Annotated in this window: 21 protein-coding genes; 14 read left to right on the top strand and 7 right to left on the bottom strand. The window is 64.7% G+C overall.

Features of this window, described 5'->3' with window-relative positions; genetic code table 11:
• Positions 1-3 precede the first annotated feature (3 nt).
• The 3 genes from J7355_RS07870 (at position 4) to J7355_RS07860 (ending at position 5231) form a co-directional block, all read left to right on the top strand.
• Positions 4-717, top strand: a complete 714-nt coding sequence (locus J7355_RS07870) for a DUF3800 domain-containing protein (protein ID WP_209061464.1) — start codon at positions 4-6, stop codon at positions 715-717.
• Positions 718-833: 116 nt separating this feature from the next.
• Positions 834-3896 carry a type I restriction endonuclease gene (locus J7355_RS07865; RefSeq protein WP_209061462.1) on the top strand — a complete coding sequence of 1021 codons (3063 nt, stop codon included), beginning with the start codon at positions 834-836 and terminating at the stop codon, positions 3894-3896.
• Positions 3897-4355: 459 nt separating this feature from the next.
• Positions 4356-5231 carry an MBL fold metallo-hydrolase gene (locus J7355_RS07860; RefSeq protein ID WP_209061460.1) on the top strand — a complete coding sequence of 292 codons (876 nt, stop codon included), beginning with the start codon at positions 4356-4358 and terminating at the stop codon, positions 5229-5231.
• Between the two features lie 23 nt (positions 5232-5254).
• Here the strand turns inward: J7355_RS07860 and J7355_RS07855 are convergent, their stop codons facing one another.
• Positions 5255-7165, bottom strand: coding sequence for a DUF3413 domain-containing protein (locus tag J7355_RS07855; protein WP_209061459.1), 1911 nt, complete (start codon positions 7163-7165; stop codon positions 5255-5257).
• A 132-nt stretch (positions 7166-7297) separates the two neighbouring features.
• On the opposite strand from J7355_RS07855, the gene J7355_RS07850 reads away from it, so the two are divergent.
• The 3 genes from J7355_RS07850 to J7355_RS07840 all read left to right on the top strand — a co-directional run bounded on the left by J7355_RS07850 (position 7298) and on the right by J7355_RS07840 (position 10398).
• A complete protein-coding gene (locus J7355_RS07850; RefSeq protein WP_209061457.1) occupies positions 7298-8185 on the top strand; it encodes an NAD(P)-dependent oxidoreductase in 888 nt (295 codons plus the stop codon).
• A 103-nt stretch (positions 8186-8288) separates the two neighbouring features.
• Positions 8289-8975 carry a TIGR00153 family protein gene (locus tag J7355_RS07845; RefSeq protein ID WP_209061455.1) on the top strand — a complete coding sequence of 229 codons (687 nt, stop codon included), beginning with the start codon at positions 8289-8291 and terminating at the stop codon, positions 8973-8975.
• A gap of 157 nt (positions 8976-9132) precedes the next feature.
• Entirely contained in the window at positions 9133-10398 is a 1266-nt protein-coding gene (locus tag J7355_RS07840; protein ID WP_209061453.1) for an inorganic phosphate transporter, read from the top strand.
• Between the two features lie 8 nt (positions 10399-10406).
• Here the strand turns inward: J7355_RS07840 and J7355_RS07835 are convergent, their stop codons facing one another.
• Positions 10407-11357 (bottom strand): alpha/beta fold hydrolase, encoded by a 951-nt coding sequence (locus J7355_RS07835; RefSeq protein WP_209061451.1) that lies wholly within the window; start codon positions 11355-11357, stop codon positions 10407-10409.
• Positions 11357-12484 (bottom strand): YihY/virulence factor BrkB family protein, encoded by a 1128-nt coding sequence (locus tag J7355_RS07830; protein WP_209061449.1) that lies wholly within the window; start codon positions 12482-12484, stop codon positions 11357-11359. The genes J7355_RS07835 and J7355_RS07830 overlap by 1 nt, the downstream gene beginning before the upstream one ends.
• Before the next feature lie 65 nt (positions 12485-12549).
• Here J7355_RS07830 and J7355_RS07825 point away from each other — a divergent pair, with 65 nt between their 5' ends.
• Complete coding sequence (locus tag J7355_RS07825) at positions 12550-12936, top strand: YbaN family protein (RefSeq protein ID WP_209061447.1); 387 nt, start codon at positions 12550-12552, stop codon at positions 12934-12936.
• A 35-nt stretch (positions 12937-12971) separates the two neighbouring features.
• On the opposite strand, the gene J7355_RS07820 is transcribed toward J7355_RS07825, so the two are convergent.
• Entirely contained in the window at positions 12972-13973 is a 1002-nt protein-coding gene (locus tag J7355_RS07820) for a hypothetical protein (protein ID WP_209061445.1), read from the bottom strand.
• A 183-nt stretch (positions 13974-14156) separates the two neighbouring features.
• Between J7355_RS07820 and J7355_RS07815 the strand changes: the two genes are divergently transcribed.
• A complete protein-coding gene (locus J7355_RS07815) occupies positions 14157-14462 on the top strand; it encodes a carboxymuconolactone decarboxylase family protein (RefSeq protein WP_209061444.1) in 306 nt (101 codons plus the stop codon).
• Between the two features lie 42 nt (positions 14463-14504).
• Here J7355_RS07815 and J7355_RS07810 read toward each other — a convergent pair whose 3' ends face one another.
• Positions 14505-15308, bottom strand: a complete 804-nt coding sequence (locus tag J7355_RS07810; protein WP_209061442.1) for a hypothetical protein — start codon at positions 15306-15308, stop codon at positions 14505-14507.
• A 244-nt stretch (positions 15309-15552) separates the two neighbouring features.
• On the opposite strand from J7355_RS07810, the gene J7355_RS07805 reads away from it, so the two are divergent.
• Positions 15553-17328 (top strand): chloride channel protein, encoded by a 1776-nt coding sequence (locus J7355_RS07805; RefSeq protein ID WP_209061440.1) that lies wholly within the window; start codon positions 15553-15555, stop codon positions 17326-17328.
• A gap of 85 nt (positions 17329-17413) precedes the next feature.
• Positions 17414-18745 (top strand): NCS2 family permease, encoded by a 1332-nt coding sequence (locus J7355_RS07800; protein WP_247739852.1) that lies wholly within the window; start codon positions 17414-17416, stop codon positions 18743-18745.
• Positions 18746-18771: 26 nt separating this feature from the next.
• Here J7355_RS07800 and J7355_RS07795 read toward each other — a convergent pair whose 3' ends face one another.
• The gene (locus J7355_RS07795) at positions 18772-19902 is read right to left on the bottom strand and encodes an AI-2E family transporter (RefSeq protein ID WP_209061438.1); all 1131 of its coding nucleotides are present in this window, start codon (positions 19900-19902) and stop codon (positions 18772-18774) included.
• A 224-nt stretch (positions 19903-20126) separates the two neighbouring features.
• On the opposite strand from J7355_RS07795, the gene J7355_RS07790 reads away from it, so the two are divergent.
• Positions 20127-20852 (top strand): hypothetical protein, encoded by a 726-nt coding sequence (locus J7355_RS07790; protein ID WP_209061436.1) that lies wholly within the window; start codon positions 20127-20129, stop codon positions 20850-20852.
• Entirely contained in the window at positions 20849-22075 is a 1227-nt protein-coding gene (locus J7355_RS07785; RefSeq protein ID WP_209061435.1) for a cytochrome c, read from the top strand. The genes J7355_RS07790 and J7355_RS07785 overlap by 4 nt, the downstream gene beginning before the upstream one ends.
• Before the next feature lie 90 nt (positions 22076-22165).
• On the opposite strand, the gene J7355_RS07780 is transcribed toward J7355_RS07785, so the two are convergent.
• Positions 22166-23860, bottom strand: coding sequence for a 2-isopropylmalate synthase (locus J7355_RS07780; RefSeq protein ID WP_209061433.1), 1695 nt, complete (start codon positions 23858-23860; stop codon positions 22166-22168).
• A gap of 172 nt (positions 23861-24032) precedes the next feature.
• Here J7355_RS07780 and J7355_RS07775 point away from each other — a divergent pair, with 172 nt between their 5' ends.
• Both J7355_RS07775 and J7355_RS07770 read left to right on the top strand, forming a co-directional pair.
• On the top strand, positions 24033-24518 hold the full coding sequence (locus tag J7355_RS07775; protein WP_209061431.1) for an Lrp/AsnC family transcriptional regulator: 486 nt from the start codon (positions 24033-24035) through the stop codon (positions 24516-24518).
• Positions 24519-24617: 99 nt separating this feature from the next.
• Positions 24618-24761 carry an entericidin A/B family lipoprotein gene (locus J7355_RS07770; RefSeq protein ID WP_209061428.1) on the top strand — a complete coding sequence of 48 codons (144 nt, stop codon included), beginning with the start codon at positions 24618-24620 and terminating at the stop codon, positions 24759-24761.
• Positions 24762-24949: the final 188 nt, after the last annotated feature.

Below are 24949 nucleotides of genomic sequence, written 5' to 3'. Positions count from 1 at the left end.
TGAATGCACCTAATTTACTTCGACGAAAACAAATACAGCGAAGCCAATCCGTTCTTCACGATTGGCGGCGTGCTGGTGCCGGAAGCAAAGGTGCTGGAGCTCGATGAAACACTGACCAAGATTCAGTCGAATTTCTTTGGCAGCAGCCATCTCACGACCCAAAACGAGTTTCACGGCAAGGAGATGTTCCACGGCAAAGGCCCGTTCAAGGGCCGCAAGCTGGCGGAACGCGTTCAGCTATTCGATTATCTGGCCACGTTCCTCGTGGACAACGCGATCCCGATCCGGTTGATCCATATCGACGTGAATCGGCATCGCGGGAAATACACCTACCCTGAGCCGGAATATCGGCTGGGGCTGATGCTGTTTCTGGAGCGCGCCTGCGACTATCTGGATTCGGTCGACGACCTGGGGATCGCATTCGGCGATTACGAGCAGGACGAAGTCGCTCGCTCAGTGGTCGACTTCTCCGAGTACAAGACCTCGGGCAAGACGCCGATGCACTACGGCCGCCCGCTGGGGCGACTCGTGGATACGGTGTACTTCACACAATCGCACCATAGCCGGTTTCTACAGCTGGCCGACGTGGTGGTGTATATGGCGGGGCGTTATCTCCACCAGGCCGAGGTGCCGGAAAAATGGCACGATGCCAAGGTCTGGGAGATATGGGAAAAGATAAAGGCCAGTGCTGATATGCATATCCAGCACTGGCCTTGATGTTCGGAACGACTAGACCGCGTGGGTTAGGCCGCTTTTGGGAACGGCCCTCTAGTCGCTAAAGAAAATATAAGGCGCAGGCGCGTCAGAATCAAGCCGATCGATAGGGGACGGCGATGCCGGCACATACCGAACATGATTTCGAAACCGCGATCGAAGCAGGCCTGATCGACCGAGGTGGCTACGAAAAGCGCGACCCGAGCGCCTACGACGAAACGATGGCGCTGTTCCCCGACGATGCCATCGGATTTATCCAGCTTTCACAACCCAAACGCTGGACACAGCTTGAAGCGCTGCTCGCCGACAAGACTGCGGCCACCGTCTTGGACAGCCTGACCAAGGAGCTTGCGCTCAAGGGCACGCTGCATGTCCTGCGGCATGGCTTCAAGTGCTACGGCAAGCTCCTGCGCCTGGCGTATTTCCAGCCGAACTCGGGCATGAATCCGGAGGCGGCCGCGCGCTATCAGCAGAACCGGTTGACGATTACGCGCCAAGTCGCTTTTACCTCCGTGCTAAAACGGCCGGACGGTAAGCATCGACGCTGCATTATCGACGTTGTGCTAGCCGTGAACGGCCTGCCGGTCGTCACCGCCGAGCTGAAGAACCCGCAGACCGGGCAACGTGCGGCGGACGCGATAAAGCAATACGAACGGGATCGCGACCCGCGCGATCTGTTGTTTAGCTTCAAGCAGCGCGCACTCGTGCATTTTGCCGTGGACCCGGACGAAGTGTGGATGACGACCCGGTTGAAGGGCGACGACACATTCTTCTTGCCGTTCAACCGCGGCGTGAACCACGGCGCCGGTAATCCGCCAGTCGCGGACAACTGGAAAACGCATTACCTATGGGATGAGGTGCTACAGGCAGATAGCCTGATGGATATCCTCCAGCGCTTCATTCATCTGGAGGTAACCGAGCGCAAGACACCGGCAGGCCGGGGCATACGCACGGTGCGCAAGGAAACGATGATCTTTCCGCGTTACCACCAGCTTGATGCGGTACGCCAGCTCGTCGGCCACGCCCAGGCCAATGGCTCAGGCCATAACTATCTGGTGCAGCATTCAGCCGGCTCGGGTAAATCCAACTCTATCGCTTGGCTCGCCCATCGGTTGGCCAGCCTGCATGACGTGACCGATGCCAAGGTGTTTCATTCGGTGGTTGTGGTCACCGATCGTCGCGTACTCGATACCCAGCTGCAGGACACGATTTATCAGTTCGAGCACAAGACGGGCGTGGTCGAAAAGATCGACGAAGACACCCAGCAACTTGCACGGGCATTGTCGCAAGGCACGCCGATCGTCATTACGACGATTCAGAAATTCCCCTTCATCGCCCAGGCGCTCGAAAAATTGGACGAGAAAGGCGAAGGCCTTCGAATCGATACGGCGAACAAACGCTTTGCCGTGATCGTGGATGAAGCACACTCCTCACAGAGCGGGGAAACGGCCGGCGCGCTGCGAGGCATGCTGAACAAGGACGGCATCGAATCAACCATCGCGGCGCAATTATCCGACGCGGAAGATGACGAGCTATCGGATGACGCGAAAGCCAATCTGCTGCGCGATGCGGCGCGTCGCCAGCGGCAGCCCAACCTTAGCTTCTTTGCCTTCACGGCGACGCCCAAGTTCAAGACCAAGGCACTGTTCGACGAGCCCGGGCCAAACGGCACGTCGCCCTTCCATGAATACTCGATGCGCCAGGCGATTGAAGAGCGCTTCATCATGGACGTGCTGGCCAACTACACGACCTATAAACGTTTCTATGGCCTCGTAAAACAGGCCGAGGCGGACCCGGAAGTCCCGCGCAAGAAAGCAGCGAAGGCGCTTTCGCGCTACATGGAATTGCACCCGGTGAATATCGACCAGGTGGTGTCGGTCATCGTGGAGCATTTCCGGCTGAACGTAATGCACGAAATCGGCGGCCGAGCCCGCGCGATGGTCGTAACGGGATCGCGCCTCGCGGCCGTGAAATACAAGAAGGCGTTCGATAAGTATGTGAAAGATCAAGGCTACACGGGCATCCGCTCGCTGGTCGCTTTTTCCGGAACCGTCGATGACCCGGATTCGGACGTTTCGTATACCGAAGTGGCAATGAATGATGGGCTGCCGGAGCGCGAACTGCCCGAAGCATTCGAGCGCGACGATTACCGGGTACTGCTTGTCGCCGATAAATATCAGACCGGTTTCGACCAGCCTCTGTTGCAAACCATGTATGTGGTCAAACGCCTCGCCGGCGTTCAGGCAGTACAAACGCTCTCGCGTCTCAACCGGATGGCACCAGGCAAGGCGCGTACCTTCGTGCTCGATTTCGTCAACGACGAGGCGGACATCTACCAGGCATTCAAGCCTTACTACGAGACGACACCGGTTGAAGAGAATGCCGACCCGCAGCGTCTCAATGAACTGCATCACGAGCTATTGCAGTGGGCCGTGTTCTCTCCGGACGATGTAGGCGCCTTTGCCGCGATCTGGTACTTGCGCAAACGCGAACATAGCGGGCGCGAACATCAGCAGATGTCGAGCGTTCTCGACCGTGTGGTGGCGCGCTTCAACGACCTAAGCCACGAAGAGCAGTCCCGCTTTCGCGGCCAGCTGACCGCGTTTCGCAATCTCTACTCTTTCCTATCACAGATCATTCCGTACCAGGACAGTGAGCTGGAAAAGCTCTATACGTTCGTCCGAAACCTGCTTACAAAACTTCCACTGCCGGACGACAGCCGGCCGTTTACGCTCGAAGACGATGTGGCCTTGCGTTACTACCGCATCCAACAGCTGACCGATGGTTCGATCGAGCTTGGGGAAGGCGAACCTTATCCGCTTAAAGGCCCGACCGAAGTCGGCACCGCCGGCGTCAAGGACGAACACGTCCCGCTATCGACGCTCGTAGATAAGCTCAACGAACGCTTCGGTACCAACTTCACCGAGGCGGACCAGCATTTCTTCGACCAGATACGTGTATCCGCCGAACAGGACGAAAAGATCAGCGAGGCGGCAAAGGCCAACACGTGGCCTAACTTCAAGTCCTACCTTGAACGCATCATGGATGAACTGTTCATCGAACGCATGGAAGGCAACGAGGAAATCTTCTCACGCGTCATGGGCGATCAATCGTTCCGCTCCGCCGCGCACGAGCATTTGGCTGCCGAGATTTTCAAGAATGTCCGTGGATATCACGAGTAGTTCCAGCATGCGAAAGGCCAAGCACAACAAGAGTTTGTCGATGGCGCGAGCACTATCGCCCCGTGTTTGGATTTCGCCTTAGCAATATTCGCTAGGGCTGGCGGTACATCTCCCTCATTAACTGATTCGCCGAGCGTTAATAAAGCAAACCTGCATTTCGTTTACTTAGCATGCTGCTAATTAAGCGGGCTTAACTTAGCGCCGAGCCGCGCAGCGTAGCCACTCGTAGCGACTGGCATATGCGCCCCTTATGAGTAGTTTTACATCCGCGTGAATATCGTTCGCTTCGACATGGCCGCGGACGCGTCCATAGAACCGAGTTCGATCGATACGTTAAGCAGAATCTGCCGGATCCCCATTCAGGCGATTATGACAACCATTGGCTCGCTCGACTGCCGCTTTAAAGCCACGCGTTCATCACCACCTCCGTTCGTATTGGCTTCCCGCCGGCGAACCGACATGCCGCACGAGCAACCCCAGACCCAATCCACCAACATCCATCACCTGCGGGTGGGCGATTTTGTGGTCACGACCATTCAGGACGCTTATCTGCAGGGCGGGTTCGGGCTGATCACGAACCTGGATGATTCAACCGTGCAGGATCTGCACGCGGCGAGCCGGCGGCCGACGCCGCCGAAGATCACGCTGAACTGTTATCTGGTGGATACGGGCGACGAGCGCATTCTGATCGATACCGGTCTGGGCGTGCTGGTGGGCGATGAGGGCGCGCGGCTGGAGGCCGGGCTCAGCGAAATGGGGCTCTCACGGGCGGATATCGACCGCGTGATTCTTACGCACAGCCATCCGGATCACCTGGGCGGGCTGATCGATAAGGACGACAAGCCGATATTCCCGCAGGCGGACGTCTGGGTGCCGGCCGGCGAACTGGCGTTCTGGCGCGGCGACGTGCCGGCAGATGCCAGTGACATGCTGCGCAACCAGTTCGCGAGCGCGCAGCGTGTGTTCGATGCCTGCGCGGCGAACCTGCGGGAAATCGAGAACGACGAGATCCGGCCCGGCATCACGCGATATCCCCTGCCAGGCCATACGCCGGACCACAGCGGTTATCGCATCGCTTCCAACGGCGAGAACCTGCTGATTGCGGCGGATATCGTGCATCTGCCGCAGATCCAGTTCGCGCGCCCGGACGCGCATGTGATGTTCGATACCGACCCGGCACAGGCGGTGCGTTCGCGCCAGGCGCTGTTCGCCGAGGTGGCCGAAAGCGGGGAGCCGATCGCCGGCCACCATATCGATTTCCCCGGCATCGGTTATGTGGTGGCCGACGGCGACGGCTATCGCTTTCTGCCGCATGTCTGGTCGCCGTTCGTCTGACCCCGTCAGCGACCGCTACGCGGCTAGTCGGTCTTGCGAAAGCGCTGCATCTGATCAAGCGTCGACTGGATGACCTGCGGTGACGGCCCGCCTTCACGCGGGCGGTAGTCGGCGTCCAGCGCTTCGACCGGGCCGAAGGGGTGGAACGCCACGAAGCCGTCTTCCGTCATGGCCGCATGACCGCGATACTTGGCCATGACCAGCGGCAGGCGATCGGCGCTCTTGAACAGGTCGTGCCCGACGCTGGTGGCGCTGTAGGCGTTGTCCACCCCGAGCACGTGGTCGAGCAGCGTGGGCGCGACATCGAAGCTGCTGGTAAGGCGCTCGACCCGTTTGCCGGGCTCGGTGCGGCCGGGCCAGTGCACGATCATCGGCACCTTGGTCTGGTAGCGGCTGAAGTTGCCGTTGTGGCCCCAGTAGTTCTGATCAAGGTCGTTGAATTCCTGGCCATGATCGCCGGTCACGACGACGATGGTGTCGTCCATGAGGCCCTGGGCCTCGAGTTCGTCGAGCGTTTCGCCGACGAGCCGGTCCACGAAATGCACGGAATTACGATAGAGATTGTGCAGGCCGGTCGGGTCGGTATCTTCGTCCAGGGTCAGGTAGTTGATGCTGTCCCAGCTCGGCTGGAAGGGGCGCGGCGCATCGTCCGGCAAATCATAGGCATGGGGCGAATCGTGAAAGACCATGCCGAAAAACGGCTTGTCCGATGCCGGGTCGCGCTGTTTCAGATAATCGATGAAGTCGCGGTTGGCGTCGATATCGCGCGCGGGCGAATCGTGACCTTCGGATTCCATCCGCAGATGCGACATGCCGGAAAAGATGGTGCGATGAAATTCCGGCGAGGACAGCGGCGCGCTGCGGAAGATGCCGAACTCATAGCTGAGATCCAGCAGCCGGCTAACCAGCACGGGCCGCGTGTTGGTCTGCAGCATACTGTGCCAGTAGGTGCCGGGAATGCCGTAGAACAGGCTGAACATGCCCATGCGGGTGGCATTGCCGCCGCTGTAATGGTTCATGAAGCGCTGATTGTTTTCGGCAAAGCGGGCGATATTCGGCGTGACTTTTTCGTTCATGGCATCGAAACGCCAGGAATCGATGACGATGAAGACGATGTTCTTCTTGTCTTTCGGCGCTGAGGTGGCCAGCGGTTCGCGCGGATAGTCCACCGAGCCGTCGATTGCCTCGGCGCCGCCCCAGGTGGAATCGGCCACATCGAAGCCCTGCTCTTCGAGAAAACCCTTGGCCGTCAACGGCTCATAGCCGGGCAGCAGCCGGGTCTGACGGGTGACGCTGCCCTGGCCGGTGGCATCGGCCCAGGCATGGAACACATTGGTGCCCAGCAGCAGCACAATGCAGCCGGCCGTCGTGGCGAAACCCGCAATGCGCCGTGGCGCGCGCCGCGCGACAAGATACCGCCATACGCCCCAGGCCAGCGCCCAGTGGGCGACCGCCACCGCCAGGCCCAGCAGCCCGGCCTGGACTTTCATCATCGACGAGAATTCGAAGGTCTCCTCCGACGCCCCGGAGAAGAACAGCGAGACCAGCGCGCCGTTGAGATGAAACCGGTATTGCTGAAACACCAGCGTGTCCACCAGCAGCAGGCAGGTCAGCGCGAAGTTGATCAGCCAGGCCAACGGCGCAATGACGTGACGCTGGGGCCACAACAGCGCGAGCAGCATGACCGGCAGCATCGGAATGAGCGCCACCGACAGAAAGTGGGCAAGGAACATGGTCACGCCGAAGGTCCGCGCCACCAGCCCCGCCGACAGATCGCCGACATCGAGATAGCGCGCCGCAACGAGCGACAGTACGAGGGTATTGGCAATGACGAGCCAGCCGAGCCAGCGCAACAGCGGGCCGCGACCCGCGCCCGGCGTGATCGGATTGAGCATCAGCAAACGAGTGTCGGCAAAAGCGGTGCGTGAAGTCATATGACACACGTATTTCCCAAGGTTCCCCTATCGATGGCGCCGGCGCCGATGCACGGCATGCGCAGCGACCCGTCCGGCGTTCGACCGCGGTGTTAACCTGCGCTCTACAGCTAATCGTGCGGAAACCTGACTATGCGTATCGGATTCATCGGTCTCGGCGCCATGGGCCAGCACATGGCGCACAACCTGATCGCGGCGGGCTTCGACGTGACCGTCTGGAACCGCTCCCCCGACCGGGTCGCGCCACTGGTCGAAGCCGGCGCCCGCCGCGCTGAACGGCCCGCCGGGGCCGCGGCGTCCGACGTTTTGATCACCATGCTGGCCGATGACGACGCGCTCGCCGCGGTGCTCGACGCGCATGGCCTGATCGAAGCGATGCCGAACAACGGTGTGCACGTGAACATGGCGACCTGTTCGGTCGAGTGCGCGCGGCGCATGGCGGCGCGGCACGAAAACGCCGACCGCCACTATGTGGCCGCGCCGGTACTCGGCCGACCGGACATCGCCAGGGCCGCCAAGCTGAATATCGTCGCGGCCGGCAACCACGACGCCATCGAGCGCGCTCGCCCGGCGCTCGAGGCGATGGGCCAGAAAGTCTGGCCCGCCGGCGAAGCCGCCTACAAGGCCAACGCCATCAAGCTCGCGACCAATTTCATGCTGGTCTCGGCGGTGGAGGCCATGGGCGAGGCCGCCAGTCTGACCTCGGCCTACGGCATCGAACGCGCGGATTTTCTCGAGATCATCACGAATTCGGTGTTCGGCTGCCCGGCCTATATGGGCTACGCGCCGGCCATGGCCCAAGGCGAATACGACAACCCCGAAGGCTTCAAGCTCGCGCTCGGCGCCAAGGACATGGACCTGGCGCTGGCGGCCTCGAAAGCCGAGAACGTGCCGCTGCCGGTGGGTGCGGCCGTACGCGAGCGGCTCAGCGAAGCGCTGGCAGCCGGCGAGGGCGATCTCGACCTGGCCGCGCTTGCCGAAGGCTCGCGCCGCGCCGCGCATCTCGACCACAACCGCTAGATCGCCCCGGATCGCCGCCTGCCGCGGCGAATCGCGCCCCGCGCGTGACGTTGCCCGTATCATGGACATTCGGGTGGATATTCGGGGGTAAAAGGAGGACGCCATGGATCCGAGCAAGACCAGTCCGCTATCGCGCCTGTTCGGCCGCTCGCCGTTCGGCGCGTTGACCGAGCATATTCACGAAGTCGATCGCGGCACCGCGTTGCTGGTCGAGTATCTCGATGCCAGCCGCGCCGGCGACTGGACGGCCGCCGAACAAGTGCACGAACGCATTTCCCAATGCGAGCACAACGCCGACGACCTCAAGGACAAGATCCGGCTCAATCTGCCCAGCACGCTGTTTTTGCCGATCTCGCGCTCCGACCTGCTCGTGCTGATCGACGTGCAGGACAAGATCATCAACAAGGTCAAGGACATATCCGGCCTGATGACGGGCCGGAAGATGCAGTTCCCGGACAGCCTCGATGCGCCGATCCGCGAATACCTGCAGATCTCCATCGAGGCCGTACACCAGGCACGCAAGGTGCTGGAAGAAATCGACGAGTTGCTGGACTCCGGGTTCGGGCGCAATGTCAGCGAGATGATCGCCGACATGGTGGTCGAGCTCGGCCGGCTGGAAAAACGCGCGGACGAGGCGCAGGTGGGCATTCGCAGCCAGCTGCTGGCACTGGAAGCGGAACTGCCCCCGCTGGAAGTGATTTTCCTCTATCGCGTGATCCACTGGATCGGGCGCATATCCGACCGCGCCGAAGCCGTGGGCGCGCGCCTGCAGATCATGATGGCCCGTTGACGCTTGCTTTGCGCTACCCTGCGCGCGCCGCGCCAACCCGTGAGAGTCGTCATCGTTAACGCCAACCGCTTTGTTGCCGCCGCCGTAGAGCCCATGGGCCGCTCCGTCGTGGATCACGTCTTCCCCGCCGGTCGCGGCGCGCGCTAAGGCCTGCTACATGTCGATCATCGCGCAACACGCCGATCTGCTGCTGATCCTGGCCTGTCTTTTCGGGTTCTTCATGGCCTGGGGCATCGGCGCCAACGACGTCGCCAATGCCATGGGCACGTCGGTGGGTTCCGGCGCCGTCACGCTGGGTCAGGCGGTGATCATCGCCGGCGTTTTCGAGTTCCTCGGCGCCTGGCTGGCCGGCGGCGAGGTGACCGAAACCATCAGCGGCGGGCTCATCGACCCACAGATCGTCGCCGACGACCCGGACACGCTGGTCATCGGCATGCTCTCCGCATTGCTCGGTGCCGGCAGCTTTCTGGTCGTGACCTCGATGCGCGGCGTGCCGGTCTCGACCGGCCAGTCGATCGTCGGCGGCATTCTGGGCTTCGCGCTGGTCGCCTTCGGGGCGGGGCCGGTGAACTGGGGCGAAATCGGCAAGATCGCCGCCAGCTGGGTTGTATCGCCGCTACTGGCCGGCGCGATCGCCTTTTTGCTGTTCGAATCCATCCGCCGGCTGGTGTTCAACCATCCGGACCCGGCCGTGGGCGCGCGCCGCTACCTGCCGGCCTATGTATTCCTCGCGGCGTTCGTGATCTGCCTCGTGACGCTGATCAAGGGGCTGTCGCATATCGGTCTGGAGCTGAGCATCGGGGCCGGCGTGGCCGGCGCCGTGGCCCTCGGCCTGGTCGCGGCGGCGTCGAGCGCGGCGCTGCTGCGACGGATCGATCTGTCGGCCGAGGCGCGCGCCTCCGATCGCTACCGCAACGTCGAGCGCATCTTCGCGGTGGCGCAGGTGTTCACTGCGGCCACCATGGCCTTCGCCCACGGCTCCAACGACGTGGCCAACGCGGTCGGCCCGGTCGCCGCGATCATCAATGTGCTCAATGACCCGCAGGCGGTCGGCGAAAGCTCGGAGCTGCCCGGCTGGGTGCTGATCCTCGGCGGCGCGGGCATCGTCTTCGGCCTGGCGACCTATGGCCACAAGGTGATGCGCACCATCGGCTCGCGCATCACCGAGCTGACCCCGACGCGTGGTTTTGCGGCCGAGCTGGCCGCCGCGAGTACCGTGGTTCTGGCGACCTTCTTCGGGCTGCCGGTATCCACCACCCAGACGCTGGTCGGCGGCGTGCTGGGCGTGGGCATGGCGCGCGGGCTGCGCGCGCTCGATCTGTCGGTGCTCCGGGGCGTGTTCCTCGGCTGGCTGCTCACGCTACCCGGCGCGGCGCTGTTCACGGCGGTGTTCTACTTCCTGCTGCGCGCCGTACTGGGCTGAGCGGCCTGTCAGAGCGGGCTGTCTAGAAACCGGCTCACACGGGTGAACAGCTGCGGGGCACGGCGCTCGAGCAGCAGGAAATGGGTGCCGCGGCCAATCTCGTCGTACTGCTTGTGCGTACTCCCCAGCCGGTCGAACAGCGCCAGCCCGTCGTCGCGCACGGCAGTGGCGTCCTGGGTGGCACGGATCACCAGCGCCGGCACGTCGATCTCGCCCGGTTCATAGCGCGCGCGGCCGTTGAACGCCTCCCACAGATCCACGAGCACGCCGTTGGGCGCACGCACGGCATCACCCGGCTCGTCGGCGAGCATGGCGGTGAACCAGGCGTCGATAATCGCCGGGTCGCGCCATTCGGCCGGGTCTTCGACGGTGATTTCGGCGTCCCAGCGTTCGCGCGCCTGGGCAGCGGTTTCGGTGCGGTAGGCGCCGAGCGGGCGCAGGCGAAGCGCATCGTCGGGATCGGCCAGTGCGGCGATGCGGGTGCGTTGCTCGCAGCAGAACACGGGCGCGAACAGTACCAGGCGGTTGATCGTGCCCGGCCGGGTCGCGGCATACATGCCGGTGGTCATCGTGCCCCAGGACCAGCCGACCACATCCACGGTGTCGACGCCGGCGCGTTCGCGGATGGCCGCGATCACATCCGCGATGTCGGCGACCGCGCTCTCGGCACGCGCGAACGGCGGGTTGTCCGCGGCGGGCGCGTCGAGCGCCGCAGAGCGCGTCGAGGCACCGTAACCGCGCACGTCGAGCGCATAGGCAGCGTAGCCATCCGCCACGGCGTGATCGAGCCAACTGCTGCCCGGCACGTCGAACATCGCGCCCGGATAGGTCGCGCCATGCACGAAGAGCACGGCCTTGCCGGGGGCCGTGGGCTCACCATCGGCATGTTTTTCGCGCACGTGGATCCGTTCGGCAGGCGCCGCGCTGCTGTCGATCCAGAAGTCTTCGGCGTGTGTCATCAACCGGGCCCTGTCTTGTTTTTCTCGAAATCGATTTCCTCGGCGCGCTGGGCAATATTGTCGGCCACGAACGCACCGCGCTGACCCATGGGCCGATCGCCCGCGGTGGTGGTGTCGCGCGCGGTCTGGAATTCCAGCTGCGCGTTGAGCTCCCCACCCACGAGCATGATCAGCACGGTGATATAGAGCCAGGTCAGCACCACGACCACGGCGCCGAGCGAGCCGTAGGTCGCGGAATAGGAATCCGAGAACGCCACATAGACCGAGAACGCCAGCGAGCCGAGTATCCAGAATACGGTGACCACTGCCGCGCCCACCATGACCCAGCGCCACTTCGGCGGCCGGCGACTGGGCGCATAGCGATACAGCCCGGCGATGCCGATCATCAGCAGCAGCGCCGCGGCGCCCAGCCCGACCCCGCGGCCGACCGCCACGATCCAGTCGCCGAAACCCAGCCCGGCCAGCAGCAGCGGCACACCCGCCGCCAGCAGGGCCACCGCGCTCAGACCGAGCACGATGGCAAGCGTGAGGGCGAGCGATACCGCGATCTTGACGAAAAAATTGCGCGTCTCGCGCTCGGCATAGACGACATTGAGCGCGATCATCAGCGCTGTCGTGCCCTTGCGCGCGCTCCACAGTGCGAGCGCCAGCGTAAACAGCGCGGCAAAACCCAGCGAGGCTTCCGGCCGGGCGGCCACCTGGGTCATCTGCCCGGTGACGGTGGACACGACATCCGGCGGCACAACGCCGGACAGCGCCTCCATCTGGTCCACGACGTTCGCCGGATCCTGGATGAGCCCATAAACCGACACGAAGGCCGCGACGCCGGGAAAGATCGCCAGCATGCCGTAGAAAGACACCCCGGCGGCAATGATCGAGAGATTGTTGTCGTTAAAGGCGTGGTAGACGCGCAGCACCACATCGCGCCAACCCTTGAAGGGAATGTTGACCGGCGTGCCGGCGCGACGCCCGCGGCCGTCTCGCCGAACCGGCGTGTCGAGCGAAAGTTTCCTGGCATTGCGACGGTGCACCATCACCTCGTCCTGGCGGGGAGTCGAACCCGAGTATACGGGCTCGCCTTCGCCGAGGATGAGCGCATGACAGCGACGCGGCGCACGGCGTAGCATCGCGCCATGCCTTTGCCCCGCGCGTACAACCGCGTCGCCACGCCGCCTGAGTCGGGCGTGCCGGCATGACGCTCGTCCAGCGCCTGCAGGTGGCCGGGGCGGCGGTTCTGTTCGCGCTCGGCGTACTGGGCGTGTTCCTGCCGCTGCTGCCCACGACGCCTTTCATGCTGGCTGCACTGGCGCTGGCGTCGCGCGGTTCGCCACGCTTTGCCGCGTGGATCCGTGCCAACCGCTACGCGGGCCCGGCCATCGTGAGCTGGGAGCGCGAACGGGCGCTGTCGCTACGTACCAAGTGCACGGCCCTGGCCATGATTGCAGTCAGCGCCGTGATCGTGTGGTGGCATATCGATTACTGGCCGCTGGCGGCCGGCGTGATCGCCGGGCTGTGCCTGATCGCGGTCTTTCTGGCGACCCGGCCCGCACCCGGCGCCCGGCAGAGCCAGCCGCGCTGAGCGTCCGCGCGGGCGCGTTGCCGCCGGTTTGACGTCTATCGCGCGGATGCCTGGCCCGCGTCGAAGCGCAGGCTCGCCAGCATGTCGCGAATCTGGGACGGATAATCCCGCGTCGGCCCGCTGACCGTCGCACTCACGTGGTAAAGACCGCCGGTGGCCGGCATGAACAGCCAATGGGTAACCGTATCGCCCAGTTCCGACTGGCTCTCGTAGCGCAGTACCGGCTGATCGCCCACGGTCAGGCGCTGGGCCGACGGCGCGCCGTCCGGGCGAACCGCCTCGGCATATTCCGCCAGCGTATCGGCGTCGATACGCGTATCGCGCACCACGGTGAGCGTGAAGCCGTCGCTGATTTCGCTGGCTGCCTGGTTCGCGGGGCCGAGAACGGCAAAGGACACGCTGTCGGCGCTATCGCGCGACACTCGCGCGCCCCGCGGGCGCTCGATGGAAAAACCCAGCGCCGGATTGCGGTAGCGCCGATCGGCGTCGGTTTCGCCGTCGTCGGCTGCCCCCTGCGACACCGGCTTGAAACTGGCCAGCAGGCGTTCGCGGCTGTTGGGCGGCGCCAGCGCGCCGTCGATCACCAGTACCGCGGCCCGGTCGCCGGAGAGCGCGATCGTTTTCACGGTGCGCGTCGTGTGCGGCTGTTCCTGCACGAGCACCACACTGCCCTCGCTGTTCTGGATCTCGCTTGCCGCGGTCGGATCGGCGATCTCGCTGGCGGCCAGCGCGCGCAGCGAACGCCCCGCCAGCTGCACACCGAACACGCGCAGCGTGGCCTGATCGGAACGCATCACGCGGCCATCGCCGTGGCCGGCGACCGGCTCGGCTTCGAAACTGGCCGGGTAGTCGAACTCATAGTCGTAGCGCGCGTTGCGGTAATGCGCGAAGGCCGGGGCGCTCTCGGCCGACTGTGCCTGAGCCACGCCGTGGCCGCTGCAACCCGCGCCGCCCAGCGCGACGAATCCCAAAAAACAGCCCAGCAACACGCGGCGTGCCGGGCTACGCGCGAAGCGCCTGTCGTGGATATGTCGCATCGCCCTGTTCCGCCATGAAAGCCTTACCGGCTAGGGACAGCAGGCGGCCATCGATGTTCACCGCGCGCCGCCAACCGTTGCGTTGACAGCATTCGAAGGCCGGCGCAGTGTCGATGGGACGCCATCTCTGCGGTGGCGATAAAAACCAAGTATTAACAGCCGACTGGAATCGGAGGAGACACCATGTACGAAGCCGGAAATCTGGAACGATTGGGCGAACTCGACAAGAACGCCAAGGACGGCATGAAGGCGTTCTGGGCCTTCGACAAGGCGGCCTTTGCCGACGGCGCGATCGACGGCAAGACCAAGCAGCTGCTCGCCGTCGCCGTGGCGCTGACCACACAGTGCCCCTACTGCATCGAGCTCCATACCCAGGCCGCCCGAGACGCGGGCGCGTCGGACGAAGAGCTCAGCGAGACGGCCGTCGTGGCAGCCGCGATCCGCGCCGGCGGCGCGATTACCCACGCCACGCACATGTTCTCGAAGTAACGCGCCCGGGCGGGCCCGGGCCGGCCGTGCCTGCCGGACGGGCTACGGCTCGGTCTCGTCCTCCCAGCGCAGCTCGCGGTAACGCGCGACGTCGTCGCCGAAAAACGGATACTTGATGATGTCAAAATACGGCGAATGGTCGAAATCGCGCGGCGTGATCAGCCGCGCATTGCGCCGATGGAACACCATCGCGCCGTCCTCGCCGCGATGCAGGGTGGGCAGGATCGGGTAGCGCACGCTGGCGAATGCCCGGGCGATTAGCGTGGAGCAGATCGTGCGCGCCATGTCGCCGTGCCCGATCTCGAACAGCGTGGAGCGCCAGCGCCTGGGCAGCAGGCCGTAGGGGAAGAAGAACCGCAGCAGATCGGTGATCTGGCGCAGATTGTAGGGCGTGCCCAGACGCTGCAGGCAGAAGTCGACCACCGCATCGGCATCGTCGGCGGTGAGCTCTCGCGCACGACACAGGCGCAGATGCTCGTGGCGATACCGCGTGATCGGCGACAGATGCACGCCGCGCCCGAGTTCGGCCTCGAGCAGGATAGGCGTGTTGTCGGACGCGCCCTCGCGGCGCAGGGCCTGCACGTCGGCGCCCCGCGCGGCGACTTCTGCGAGCGTGCCCAGATGCAGGGCGGCGTGGGTCCATGCACTCAGGGTCACACTCTGGATCACGCCGGACACCCGCGAGCGCCCCTCGACGAGCACGACATCGGCACGCGCAAGATGCTCGCAGAGCCGCGCGAAGTCGTTGCGCGGCATGCCCAGCGGGCGCGACTCCGCGCCGAGCCATTTCACCACCGGCGCCTTGAGCCGATGCCGCAGTGCGTTGATCCGGTGTGCCGTGCTCATGCCCGACCGAGCTTAACAGGCCGAATTCGCCTGTCGTGGCCACGCCACGGCTTCGGTTGCGCCCGCGGTTGCTGTATACTCCACGCAATTCAGGCGGCCGCGCCAGCGTCTGGCAGCGCCGCAACCGACGATGTCCATCGGCCCCGACGGGTGCGCGAGTACGGCTCTCGGCGGCTCGCCTGTCCGGTTCACCGATCAAGGGAAGGCATTGGCTCGGCCGCGCACTATCGAACGTTCTGGCCTCGTGCTCAGCCTGCTCGCCGTGGGCGTGGGCATTGCGGCAGGCTATGGCGCTTCGATATTCCGCGATCTGATCGCCGTCTTCCACAATCTCGCCTTCTTCGGCGAACTCTCGCGGGCCTACGACGCCAACGCGCACACCGCGGCCAGCCCCTTCGGCGCCTGGATCATCATCGTGCCGATGCTCGGCGCGGTGGCGGTGACCTTTCTGGTGCAGAACTTCGCCCCCGAGGCCAAGGGCCACGGCGTGCCCGAAGTCATCGACGCGATCTACTACAAGGGCGGGCGTATTCGTCCCGGCGTGGCGGCCACCAAGGCGCTCGCGTCGTCGATCTCGATCGCGACCGGCGGCGCGGTGGGCCGCGAAGGACCGATCATCCAGATTGGCTCGGCCATCGGTTCGAGCCTTGGCCAGGCGACGATGCTGCGCGAGTGGCAGCGCAATACGCTGATCGCCGCGGGCGCGGCCGCGGGCATCGCAGCGACCTTCAACGCCCCGCTCGGCGGGCTGCTGTTCGCCATCGAGATCATCCTGCCCGAAACCTCCGGGCGCACGCTGATTCCCGTCGCGCTGGCCACGGGCGCGGCGTCGTTCGTCGGCCGGGCGCTGTTCGGCAATACGCCCTCCTTCGACATTCCGGCGCTGGCCAATAACGCGCTGGACCTAAATTCGCCCGAGCTGCTCGGCGTTTATGTTGTGTTCGGCGTGGTGATGGGCCTGGCCGCACTGGTGTTCACGCGCAGCATCTATCTGTTCGAGGGCGCGTTCGAGCGCATGCCGGGTAACGACTACCTGCGCCATGTTCTCGGCATGGGGCTGGTCGGCGTGATGATGTATGCGTTCGTCTCGCTGACCGGGCGTTACTACATCGAAGGCGTGGGCTACGCCACGATTCAGGACATTCTCGAGAATGCACTGACCGCCCCGTGGCTGTTGCTGCTGCTGTTCGTGGCCAAGCTGCTGGCGACCTCGCTCACGCTCGGCTCGGGGGCATCCGGCGGCGTGTTCTCGCCGGCGCTGTATCTGGGCGCCACGCTCGGCGGGGCCTTCGCGGTGGGCATGCAGCACGTCGCGCCCTGGTTCGAGCTCGACGTCGCGACCATGGCGGTGCTGGGCATGGCCGCCGTGGTGGCCAGCGCCACCGGCGCCGCACTCACCGCGATCGTGATCATCTTCGAGATGACGCGCGACTATCACGTGATCATCCCCATGATCATCGTGGTGTCGATCGCCTATTACGTGCGCCAGTTCCTGATGGCGGACACGGTCTATACCTTCAAGCTGACGCGGCGCAATCATCCGGTGCCGGGCTCGCTGGAGACCAATCTGTTCATGCTCCAGAAGGCTTCGGACTTCTACGACCCGCGGGTGGTACGGGTCGGCAACAGCCGCGGCCTGGCCGAGATTCGCCGGCGCTTCCGGCGTTTCGGCCGCCAGACGCCGAACGTGCTGGTGATGGACGCCGATCACAATATCCAGGCGATCTTTTCCTCGCGCCGGCACTACCGGCTGACGCGGCGTGCGCGGATTCGCAGCTGGGCCGACGAGCATATGGAGACCGACTACATCGTGGTCGGCGCCGACGACATGATCTTCGATATCGTCGGGCGCCTGCGTGCCGCGAAGTGCGAGGTCGCGCTGGTCACCGCCGATGGCCGGATGAGCCATCCGCGCGAGGTCGAAGGCGTGCTCACCCTCTCCGACGTGGCGCGCAGCAGTCGCCTGGCGCGCCAGATGGAACGCCGGCGGCCGAAAAAGTCTGACACGGGCCGCGCTTAGCCACCCAGGCCCCGCGGCGCGGGCGTCGTGCGGCATGTTTTTTGTATCATGCGCGGCCTGACAACGCCCGAGCGCAGGATCCGCCTTGAACGCCATCGCCCGCTACTTCGATTTCGAAACCCTCGGTACGAATTGGCGCACGGAAAGCGTGGCCGGTCTGACCACCTTCCTGTCGATGGCCTACATCCTGTTCGTGAACCCGACGGTGCTGTCGCTGGCGTCGGTGCCGGACGCCGACGGCCTGGGCATGCCACGCGACGCGGTATTCACCGCGACCGCGGTGGCCGCCGCCTTCGGCTCGCTGGTGATGGGGCTGCTGGCGCGCTACCCGATCGCCCAGGCGCCGGGCATGGGGCTGAACGCGTTCTTCGCCTTCTCGGTGGTGCTCGGCATGGGCATCGACTGGCAGACCGCGCTGGCCGGTACGTTCGTTTCCGGCCTGATCTTCATGGCGCTGACGGTCTCACGCCTGCGTGAGCGCGTGATCAACGCCATCCCGGAAGAACTCAAGCACGCCGTGGCCGCCGGCATCGGCCTGTTCATCGCCTTCATTGGTCTGACCAATGCCGGCATCATCGTCAACGACGACGCGCTGCTGGTCGGCCTTGCGCCGCTCACCGATCCGCATACCCTGCTCGCCATCTTCGGCCTGATGGTCACCGTGGTCCTGATGACGCTGCGCCTGACCAGCGCCATATTCCTCGGCATGGTCATTACCGCGATCGTCGGCATGGCGACGGGGCTGGTGGGCCTGCCCGAGCATATCGTCAGCCCTGTGCCGGATATCAGCCCGGTCGCCGGCGCGGCGATATCGCATCTGCCCGACCTGTTTACCCCGCAGATGGCGGTGGTCATCGGCACCATGCTTTTCGTGGACTTCTTCGACTCCGCCGGCACGCTCATGGGCGTGGCCCGCCAGGCCGGCCTGATTCGCGACAACAAGCTGCCGCGCGCCGGGCGCGCGCTGTTCGCGGATGCGCTGGCGACCACCGCCAGCGGGCTGATCGGCACCTCGTCGACCACGGCCTATATCGAATCGGCCTCGGGCGTGGCCGCCGGCGGACGCAGCGGCTTCACCGCGGTCGTGGTCGGGGTGCTGTTTTTGCTCGCGCTGTTCTTCTCGCCGCTACTGGCGGTGGTCACCGAAGCCGTGACGGCACCGGCGTTGATCGTGGTGGGCGTACTCATGGCGGCTTCGCTCAAGCATGTCGCCTGGGACCGCTTCGAGACCGCGGTACCGGCATTTCTCACCGTGCTGCTGATGCCGCTGACCTATTCCATCGCCACCGGCATCGCGCTGGGTTTCATCGCTTACCCGATCACCATGCTGGCGGCACGCCGGCATCGCGAAATCCACCCGCTGATGATCGCGCTCGCGGTGGTGTTCCTCGGCTACTTCCTCTTCCTGCGCCAGTAGCCGCCCCCGCTCGCGCCGCCGCGACGCTAGCGCCCGAGCAGGCGACCGAGCGGACGCAGCTCCTCGATGTGGTCGAAGGTGACCTTGCAGACCACCAGCAGCGGCACGGCCATGAGCATGCCCGCCACGCCCCATAGCCAGCCCCAGAAGAACAGCGCGAAGAACACCATCAGCGGGCTCATCTCGAAACGCTGGCCGTGGATGGCCGGGGTCACGAAGTTGCCCTCGAGCACGTTGAGCGCAAACACCGCCGCTGGCGCGGCAAGCACGTGCCCGAGCGTGTCGAAAGTGGCGAAGGAGGCAAGCGTGATCGCCGCCAGCGAGATCGCCGCTCCGGCATAGGGGGCGAAATTGAGCACGCCCACCAGCACGCCCCAGAGGATGGGATCGGTCAGGCCGATCATCCAAAGCACCAGCCCGGCGCTCGCGCCCAGCAGGATATTGATCGCGGTCACCGTGACCAGATAACGACTGATATCGCTCTGCAGATGCCGCACGATGCGCACTGCGTTGCGTCGACTTCGCCCCGTTCGCGTCATGATCAGCAGTTTTCGGAACACGAACCCGCGACTGCACAACATGAAGTAAAGCATGATCAGGGTCATGAACAGGATGCCGGCCGTCCACTGCAGATTGGCCACGATCTGATCGCGCAGGCCTTCCTCGTTGATGGTGATGGTCTGGCGATTGGCCGCCTTGCCGATCATCTCGGTCGCGGCTTTCTTGATCTTTTCGGTGCTCTCGTTCATCTCCTGGATCTGCTCCTGGAGCTGACTCGTCTTCTCGTCGAAGGAGGTGAACGCTTCGGGCGCGTGATTGAGCCAGTATTGCGCCGGGCCCATGAGCGTATAGGCGCCGTAGACGACGATGGCCGCGAAGCTGCCGATCAACAGCAGCGCGCTGATCCAGCGGGGCATGTAGATGCGCTGCATCTTGGTGACGACCGGCCCGAGCAGCAGATTGAAGATCAGCGCCAGCGCGATCGGGATGAAGATGAACCGCGCGAAGTAGAGCGTATAGAGCAGCAGGATCACCAGAATGGCGGTCATGATGAACGAGCGGATCTGGATGGGCCGCTCGAACAGCCGCAGCACGTGGCTGTCGCCCTGTTCCGGATTCCGGTCGCCGCCGTCCGGCGTGACTGTGGACTCGCTCAACGCATTCTCCCTGAACTGAATGGCTCTCGCGACGCGAGAGCGCCGTTACCCTAGCGTGCCGGCATGCACCCCCGCCATCCGTAATCGACAGAAGCGGGCGATGCGCCCGGCCCGCCCTGCGCGTGCAGCCGAAACGCTTTATCATGCAGCCGGTTTTCGGCACCCCTCGAGAAGGTTATCGGCCGACACGGGGGCCCGCACAATATTCGGCGCAGGATTGCCGCATGACCCGCTATGCATACACACCACGAACGGCAGGCTATGTGGCCATCATCGCGCTGGTTCTGCTGCTGCCGCTGGGCGCGGCGGCCGAGCCGGCGCGCCCGAGCATGAAGGATCGCGTGGCGGCCTGCAGCGCCTGCCACGGCCCGCAGGGCATCGAACTCGAGGACGGCTATGTGCCGCGCATCCATGGCAAGCCGGCCGGCTATCTCTACAACCAGCTCGTGAACTATCAGGACTACCGGCGCCGCAATACGAGCATGAATCACATGGTCGCGCATCTGTCGCACGCCTATCTATTCGAGATCGCGCAGTATTTCGCCGACCAGCACACGCCCTATCCACCCGCCGCGGCCGCGCCGCCCGAGCCCTTGGCCGAACGCGGGCGACAGCTGGCGCGCAAGGGCGACAAAGCCGCCGGCATCCCGGCCTGTGACGCCTGTCACGGCGAACGGCTGACCGGCGTACAGCCGAACACGCCGGGACTTGTGGGCTTGCCGCGCCAGTACATCATGGCGCAGCTCGGTGCCTGGCAGGTGGGCACGCGGCACGCCGCCGCACCGGACTGCATGGCCGATATCGCAAGCCGGCTTAAGGGCCGCGATGTGGAAGCCGTGGCCGCCTGGCTGGCGGCCCAGCCGACACCGGCCGATACGCGCCCGGCAGCCGAGCCGATCGATGCGCCCCCCATGACCTGCGGCAGCGTACCGCAGCCCGCGACGCCATGAACGCGCCACGCCCTTTCGCCGGTCGAATGATGAAGCTGTTGCTTGCGTGCCTGATGTTCGCGCTTGCCCTGCCGGCCACGGCCGCCGACGAGGCCATGCGCGAGCGCGGCGAATACCTGACCCGGATCGGCAACTGCAGCGGTTGCCACACCGCGCCCGGCGGCGAGCCCTTCGCGGGCGGCCTGCACCTGAACAGCGACTACGGCACCTTCGTCACGCCCAACATCACTCCCGACGGCGCGACCGGCATCGGCAACTGGTCGGCCGACGACTTTTATCGCGCCCTGCACGAGGGCGTGCGCGCCGACGGTTCGCCGATGTATCCGGCCTGCCCCTATCCCAGCTACACGCACGTGGCGCGCGACGATATCGACGCGATTCACGCCTATCTGCGAAGCGTGGCCCCCGTCGAACAGGCGCAGCCCGCGCACGATCTGGACTTTCCCTATCGCTATCGCAGCCTGCTGGGCCTGTGGCAGGCGCTCTATTTCGAGCCCGGCGAACAGGCCGACGACAACGCGCGCGGCGCAGACTGGAACCGGGGCCGCTATCTCGTCGAGGGACTGGGCCACTGCGATGCCTGCCATCGGGCGCGCGGCGCTTTCGGCGCAATGGAAACGGCCGACGATGCCCCCGGCGCGATGATCCACGGCTGGTATGCGCCGCCACTGGCCGACCCGGCACAGGCCGGGCTGCAGGGACTATCGATCGCCGACGCCGCCGACTTCCTGCAAAGCGGCAAGCGCGACCATGCCGCCATGCTGGGGCCGATGGCCGATGTGGTCTTCGAAAGCCTGCAATACCTGCGCGACGACGACGCACGCGCCATGGCCGCCTATCTCACGGCGCTGCCGGAACAGCAGGTCGACTCGCCCCTGCGGCTGATCCGCATGTCCGAAGACGGCCGCCAGACGGCGATGGCCGAAGGCCGCGCCATCTATGCCGACCGGTGTGCCGGCTGCCATGGCGACGACGGCCGTGGCGACGCGGGCGCGCCGGCGCTGGCCGGCAACCGGGCGGTCACCATGGATTTTCCGCTCAACGCCGCGAACATGATCCGCGAAGGGGGCTTCGCTGCCGCCACCGCCGACAACCCGCGCCCGCACGGCATGCCGCCCTTCTACAAACTGAGCGAGCGCGAGCTGGCCGCGGTGCTCAGCTTTATCCGCGGCAGCTGGGGCAACGACGCCGCGCCGGTAACGCCGACCAATCTCCGGCGCTGACCGCGCGGCTGCGACGCGCGCATGAAAAAAGGCGGTGGCCGAAACCACCGCCCTCGCGTACGCCGCGACAGACGCCTGCCGCGTGAAAGCCTAGCTGGCGAGTGCCGTGAGCCCGCCGCGCTGGCCGGTCTCGTCGTCCTCGCGTGACAGGTTCAGCGCCGCAATGATCGCCTTGAGCGCGGCACTGACGGTATCGCTGTCTTCCGCGACGGCGGGGATGCGCACCGTGTCCTTGCGCAGCTGCACGAAGGCGATGGCATCGGCATCGCTGCCGGTGGACAACGCGTGCTCGGAGTAGTCGGCCACCGCGATCTCTTCGCCGGCATGCGCATGCCAGGCGTCGATGAACGCCGAGAGTGGTCCGTTGCCATGGCCCTGCAGCTCGATACGCTGGCGGCCGTCGGAAAGCGTCACATCCAGCGTCTGACCCTCGGCGCCACGCCGCAGGCCGTAATCCACCAGCGTGAGCGGCGCCTCGCGCGAGAATTTTTCGAACAACAGGTCACGGATGCGCCCGCTGGACAACTCGCCGGCCGTACGCTCGCTCTCGGCCTGCACGTGCGGGGCGAGCGCCAGCATCATCCAGCGCGGCAGATTGATGCCGAAATCGCGCTCGAGCAGGAACGCCATGCCCCCCTTGCCGGACTGGCTGTTCACCCGGATCACGGCCTGGTAGTCACGGCCGATATCACGCGGGTCGATCGGCAGATAGGCCACCTGCCAGTGTTCGTCCTCGCCCTGCTTGCGCAGCGACTTGCGGATCGCATCCTGATGGCTGCCGGAAAACGCGGTATAGACCAGTTCGCCCACCCAGGGATGGCGCGGATGCAGCGGAATGCCGGTGCATTCATGGACCACGCGAATGATCTCGTCGGGATCGGACAGATCCAGCTCGGGGTCGATGCCCTGGCCATAGAGATTCATCGCCAGAATCACGATATCCATGTTGCCGGTGCGCTCGCCGTTGCCCAGCAGGCAGCCTTCGACACGCTCCGCACCCGCCAGTATTGCCAGCTCGGCGGCCGCCACGGCACCGCCGCGATCGTTGTGCGTATGCACGGACACGATCACGGACTCGCGATTCTTGATGTGCTGGCAGAAGTACTCGATCTGGTCGGCGTGGTGATGCGGACCGGCCAGTTCCACCGTGTTCGGCAGGTTGAAGATTATTCTGTCGTCGGGCGTGGGCTGCCAGACATCCATGACCGCCTCGCAGATGCGCACGGAAAACTCGACCTCGGTGGAGGAAAAGCTCTCCGGCGAATATTCCAGGCTCCAGTGCACGCCCGGGCGCTTCTGCGCGTTCTCCTTCACGCGCTGGGCGCCCTTGACAGCGATATCGATGATGCCGTCCTCGTCCATCTCGAACACGCGCTCGCGCTGGACGGTCGAGGTCGAGTTGTAGAGATGGATGATCGCTTTGTTCACCCCTTCCAAGGACTCGAACGTGCGATCGATCAGGTGATCGCGCGACTGGGTGAGTGCTGCGATGGTCACATCGTGCGGAATCTGGTCCTCGTCGATCAGCCAGCGCACGAAGTCGTAGTCCGGTTGGCTGGCCGACGGAAAGCCGACCATGATCTCCTTGATGCCGACATCCACCAGCAGCTTCCAGAGCCGCTGTTTCTGTTCCACCGTCATTGGTTCGAGCAGCGCCTGGTTGCCGTCACGCAGATCTTCGCTGACCCAGATGGGCGCTTTCTGAAGATCGCGATCCGGCCAGGTGCGGTCGAAACCGGTCACCCGCGGGGCGGGGCGATACTTGCGGTGGTCAAAACGGCTCATGGTGGTCCTCGCACTGGCGTGTTTTCGGACACGTCGCCGGTAGCCGACGTGCATCAGGCGAACAGTCTAACGCGCCGCGGGCGGCAGCGGATTGCCAAAATTTCGCCCGATTCGCGAATTGCGCAATATTTTGCTAAATATTACGCTATATTGAGCATAATAATTGCGCCAAATGAAAAACGACAGTAATACCCTGCAGATCGACCGCTTCGACCGTCAGATTCTGGAAGCCCTCCAGGCAGACGGCCGGATCAGCAACCAGGCGCTGGCCGAGCGGGTGAATCTCTCGCCTTCGCCGTGCCTGCGTCGCGTGCGCGCACTCGAGGAGGCCGGCCTGATCACGGGCTATCACGCCCGCGTCGATGCCCGCGCGCTCGGCTACGGGCTGACCGCGCTGCTGCTCATTTCCATGGACAAGCACACGCCCGAGCGCTTCGCGAACTTCGAGGCCCGGGTCGAAGCCCTGCCGGAAGTCCAGGAATGCCTGCTGATCACCGGCCAGGAAGCCGACTATCAGCTGCGTATCGCCGTGGCCGACATGGACGACTACCAGCGCTTGCTACTTCAGCACATTACCCGGATCGAGGGTGTATCCGGCGTGCATTCGAGTTTCGTGCTGCGCCGCGTTCTGCACGACCGTGTGCTGCCGCCGCGCTAGGGCCTGGTGTCGGCTACCGTGCATCGCCTATATTCAGCCGTCGTACGGTCGGCATCGCGCACGGTCGTGCCGCAAACCCAGATCACAAGGGAGTAATGCATGAATCGTCAGTCCAGGATCGCCAGCCTGCTCGCGCTGGCCGTTTTCTCGATCACCCTGCTGGCCGGTTGCAACACCATCCAGGGTGCCGGCGAAGACATGGAACAGGCGGGCGAGGAAGTTCAGGAAGAAGCCTCCGAATAAGGCGGACCGCCACGTTTCACGGCCGGCACGCGGCCCCAGCGGCCGTGGCCGGCTTTCGCGCCCCTGCGGCAACTTCGCGACACACGGCCAGCACTACGGCCGATGCGCCGGACGCGGCAACAAGCCGCCAAGCCGTTACACTGAGTCGCCTGGAGCAAACGCTCACCGACCACCCGGCAAGACGCGCG

This window comes from Endozoicomonas sp. G2_2, assembly GCF_017744135.1.
In the GTDB taxonomy this organism is placed as follows: Bacteria; Pseudomonadota; Gammaproteobacteria; order Nevskiales; family Salinisphaeraceae; genus Salinisphaera.
The sequence above is the reverse complement of the archived record's forward strand: the minus strand, read 5'-3'. Positions and strand labels throughout refer to the sequence as shown.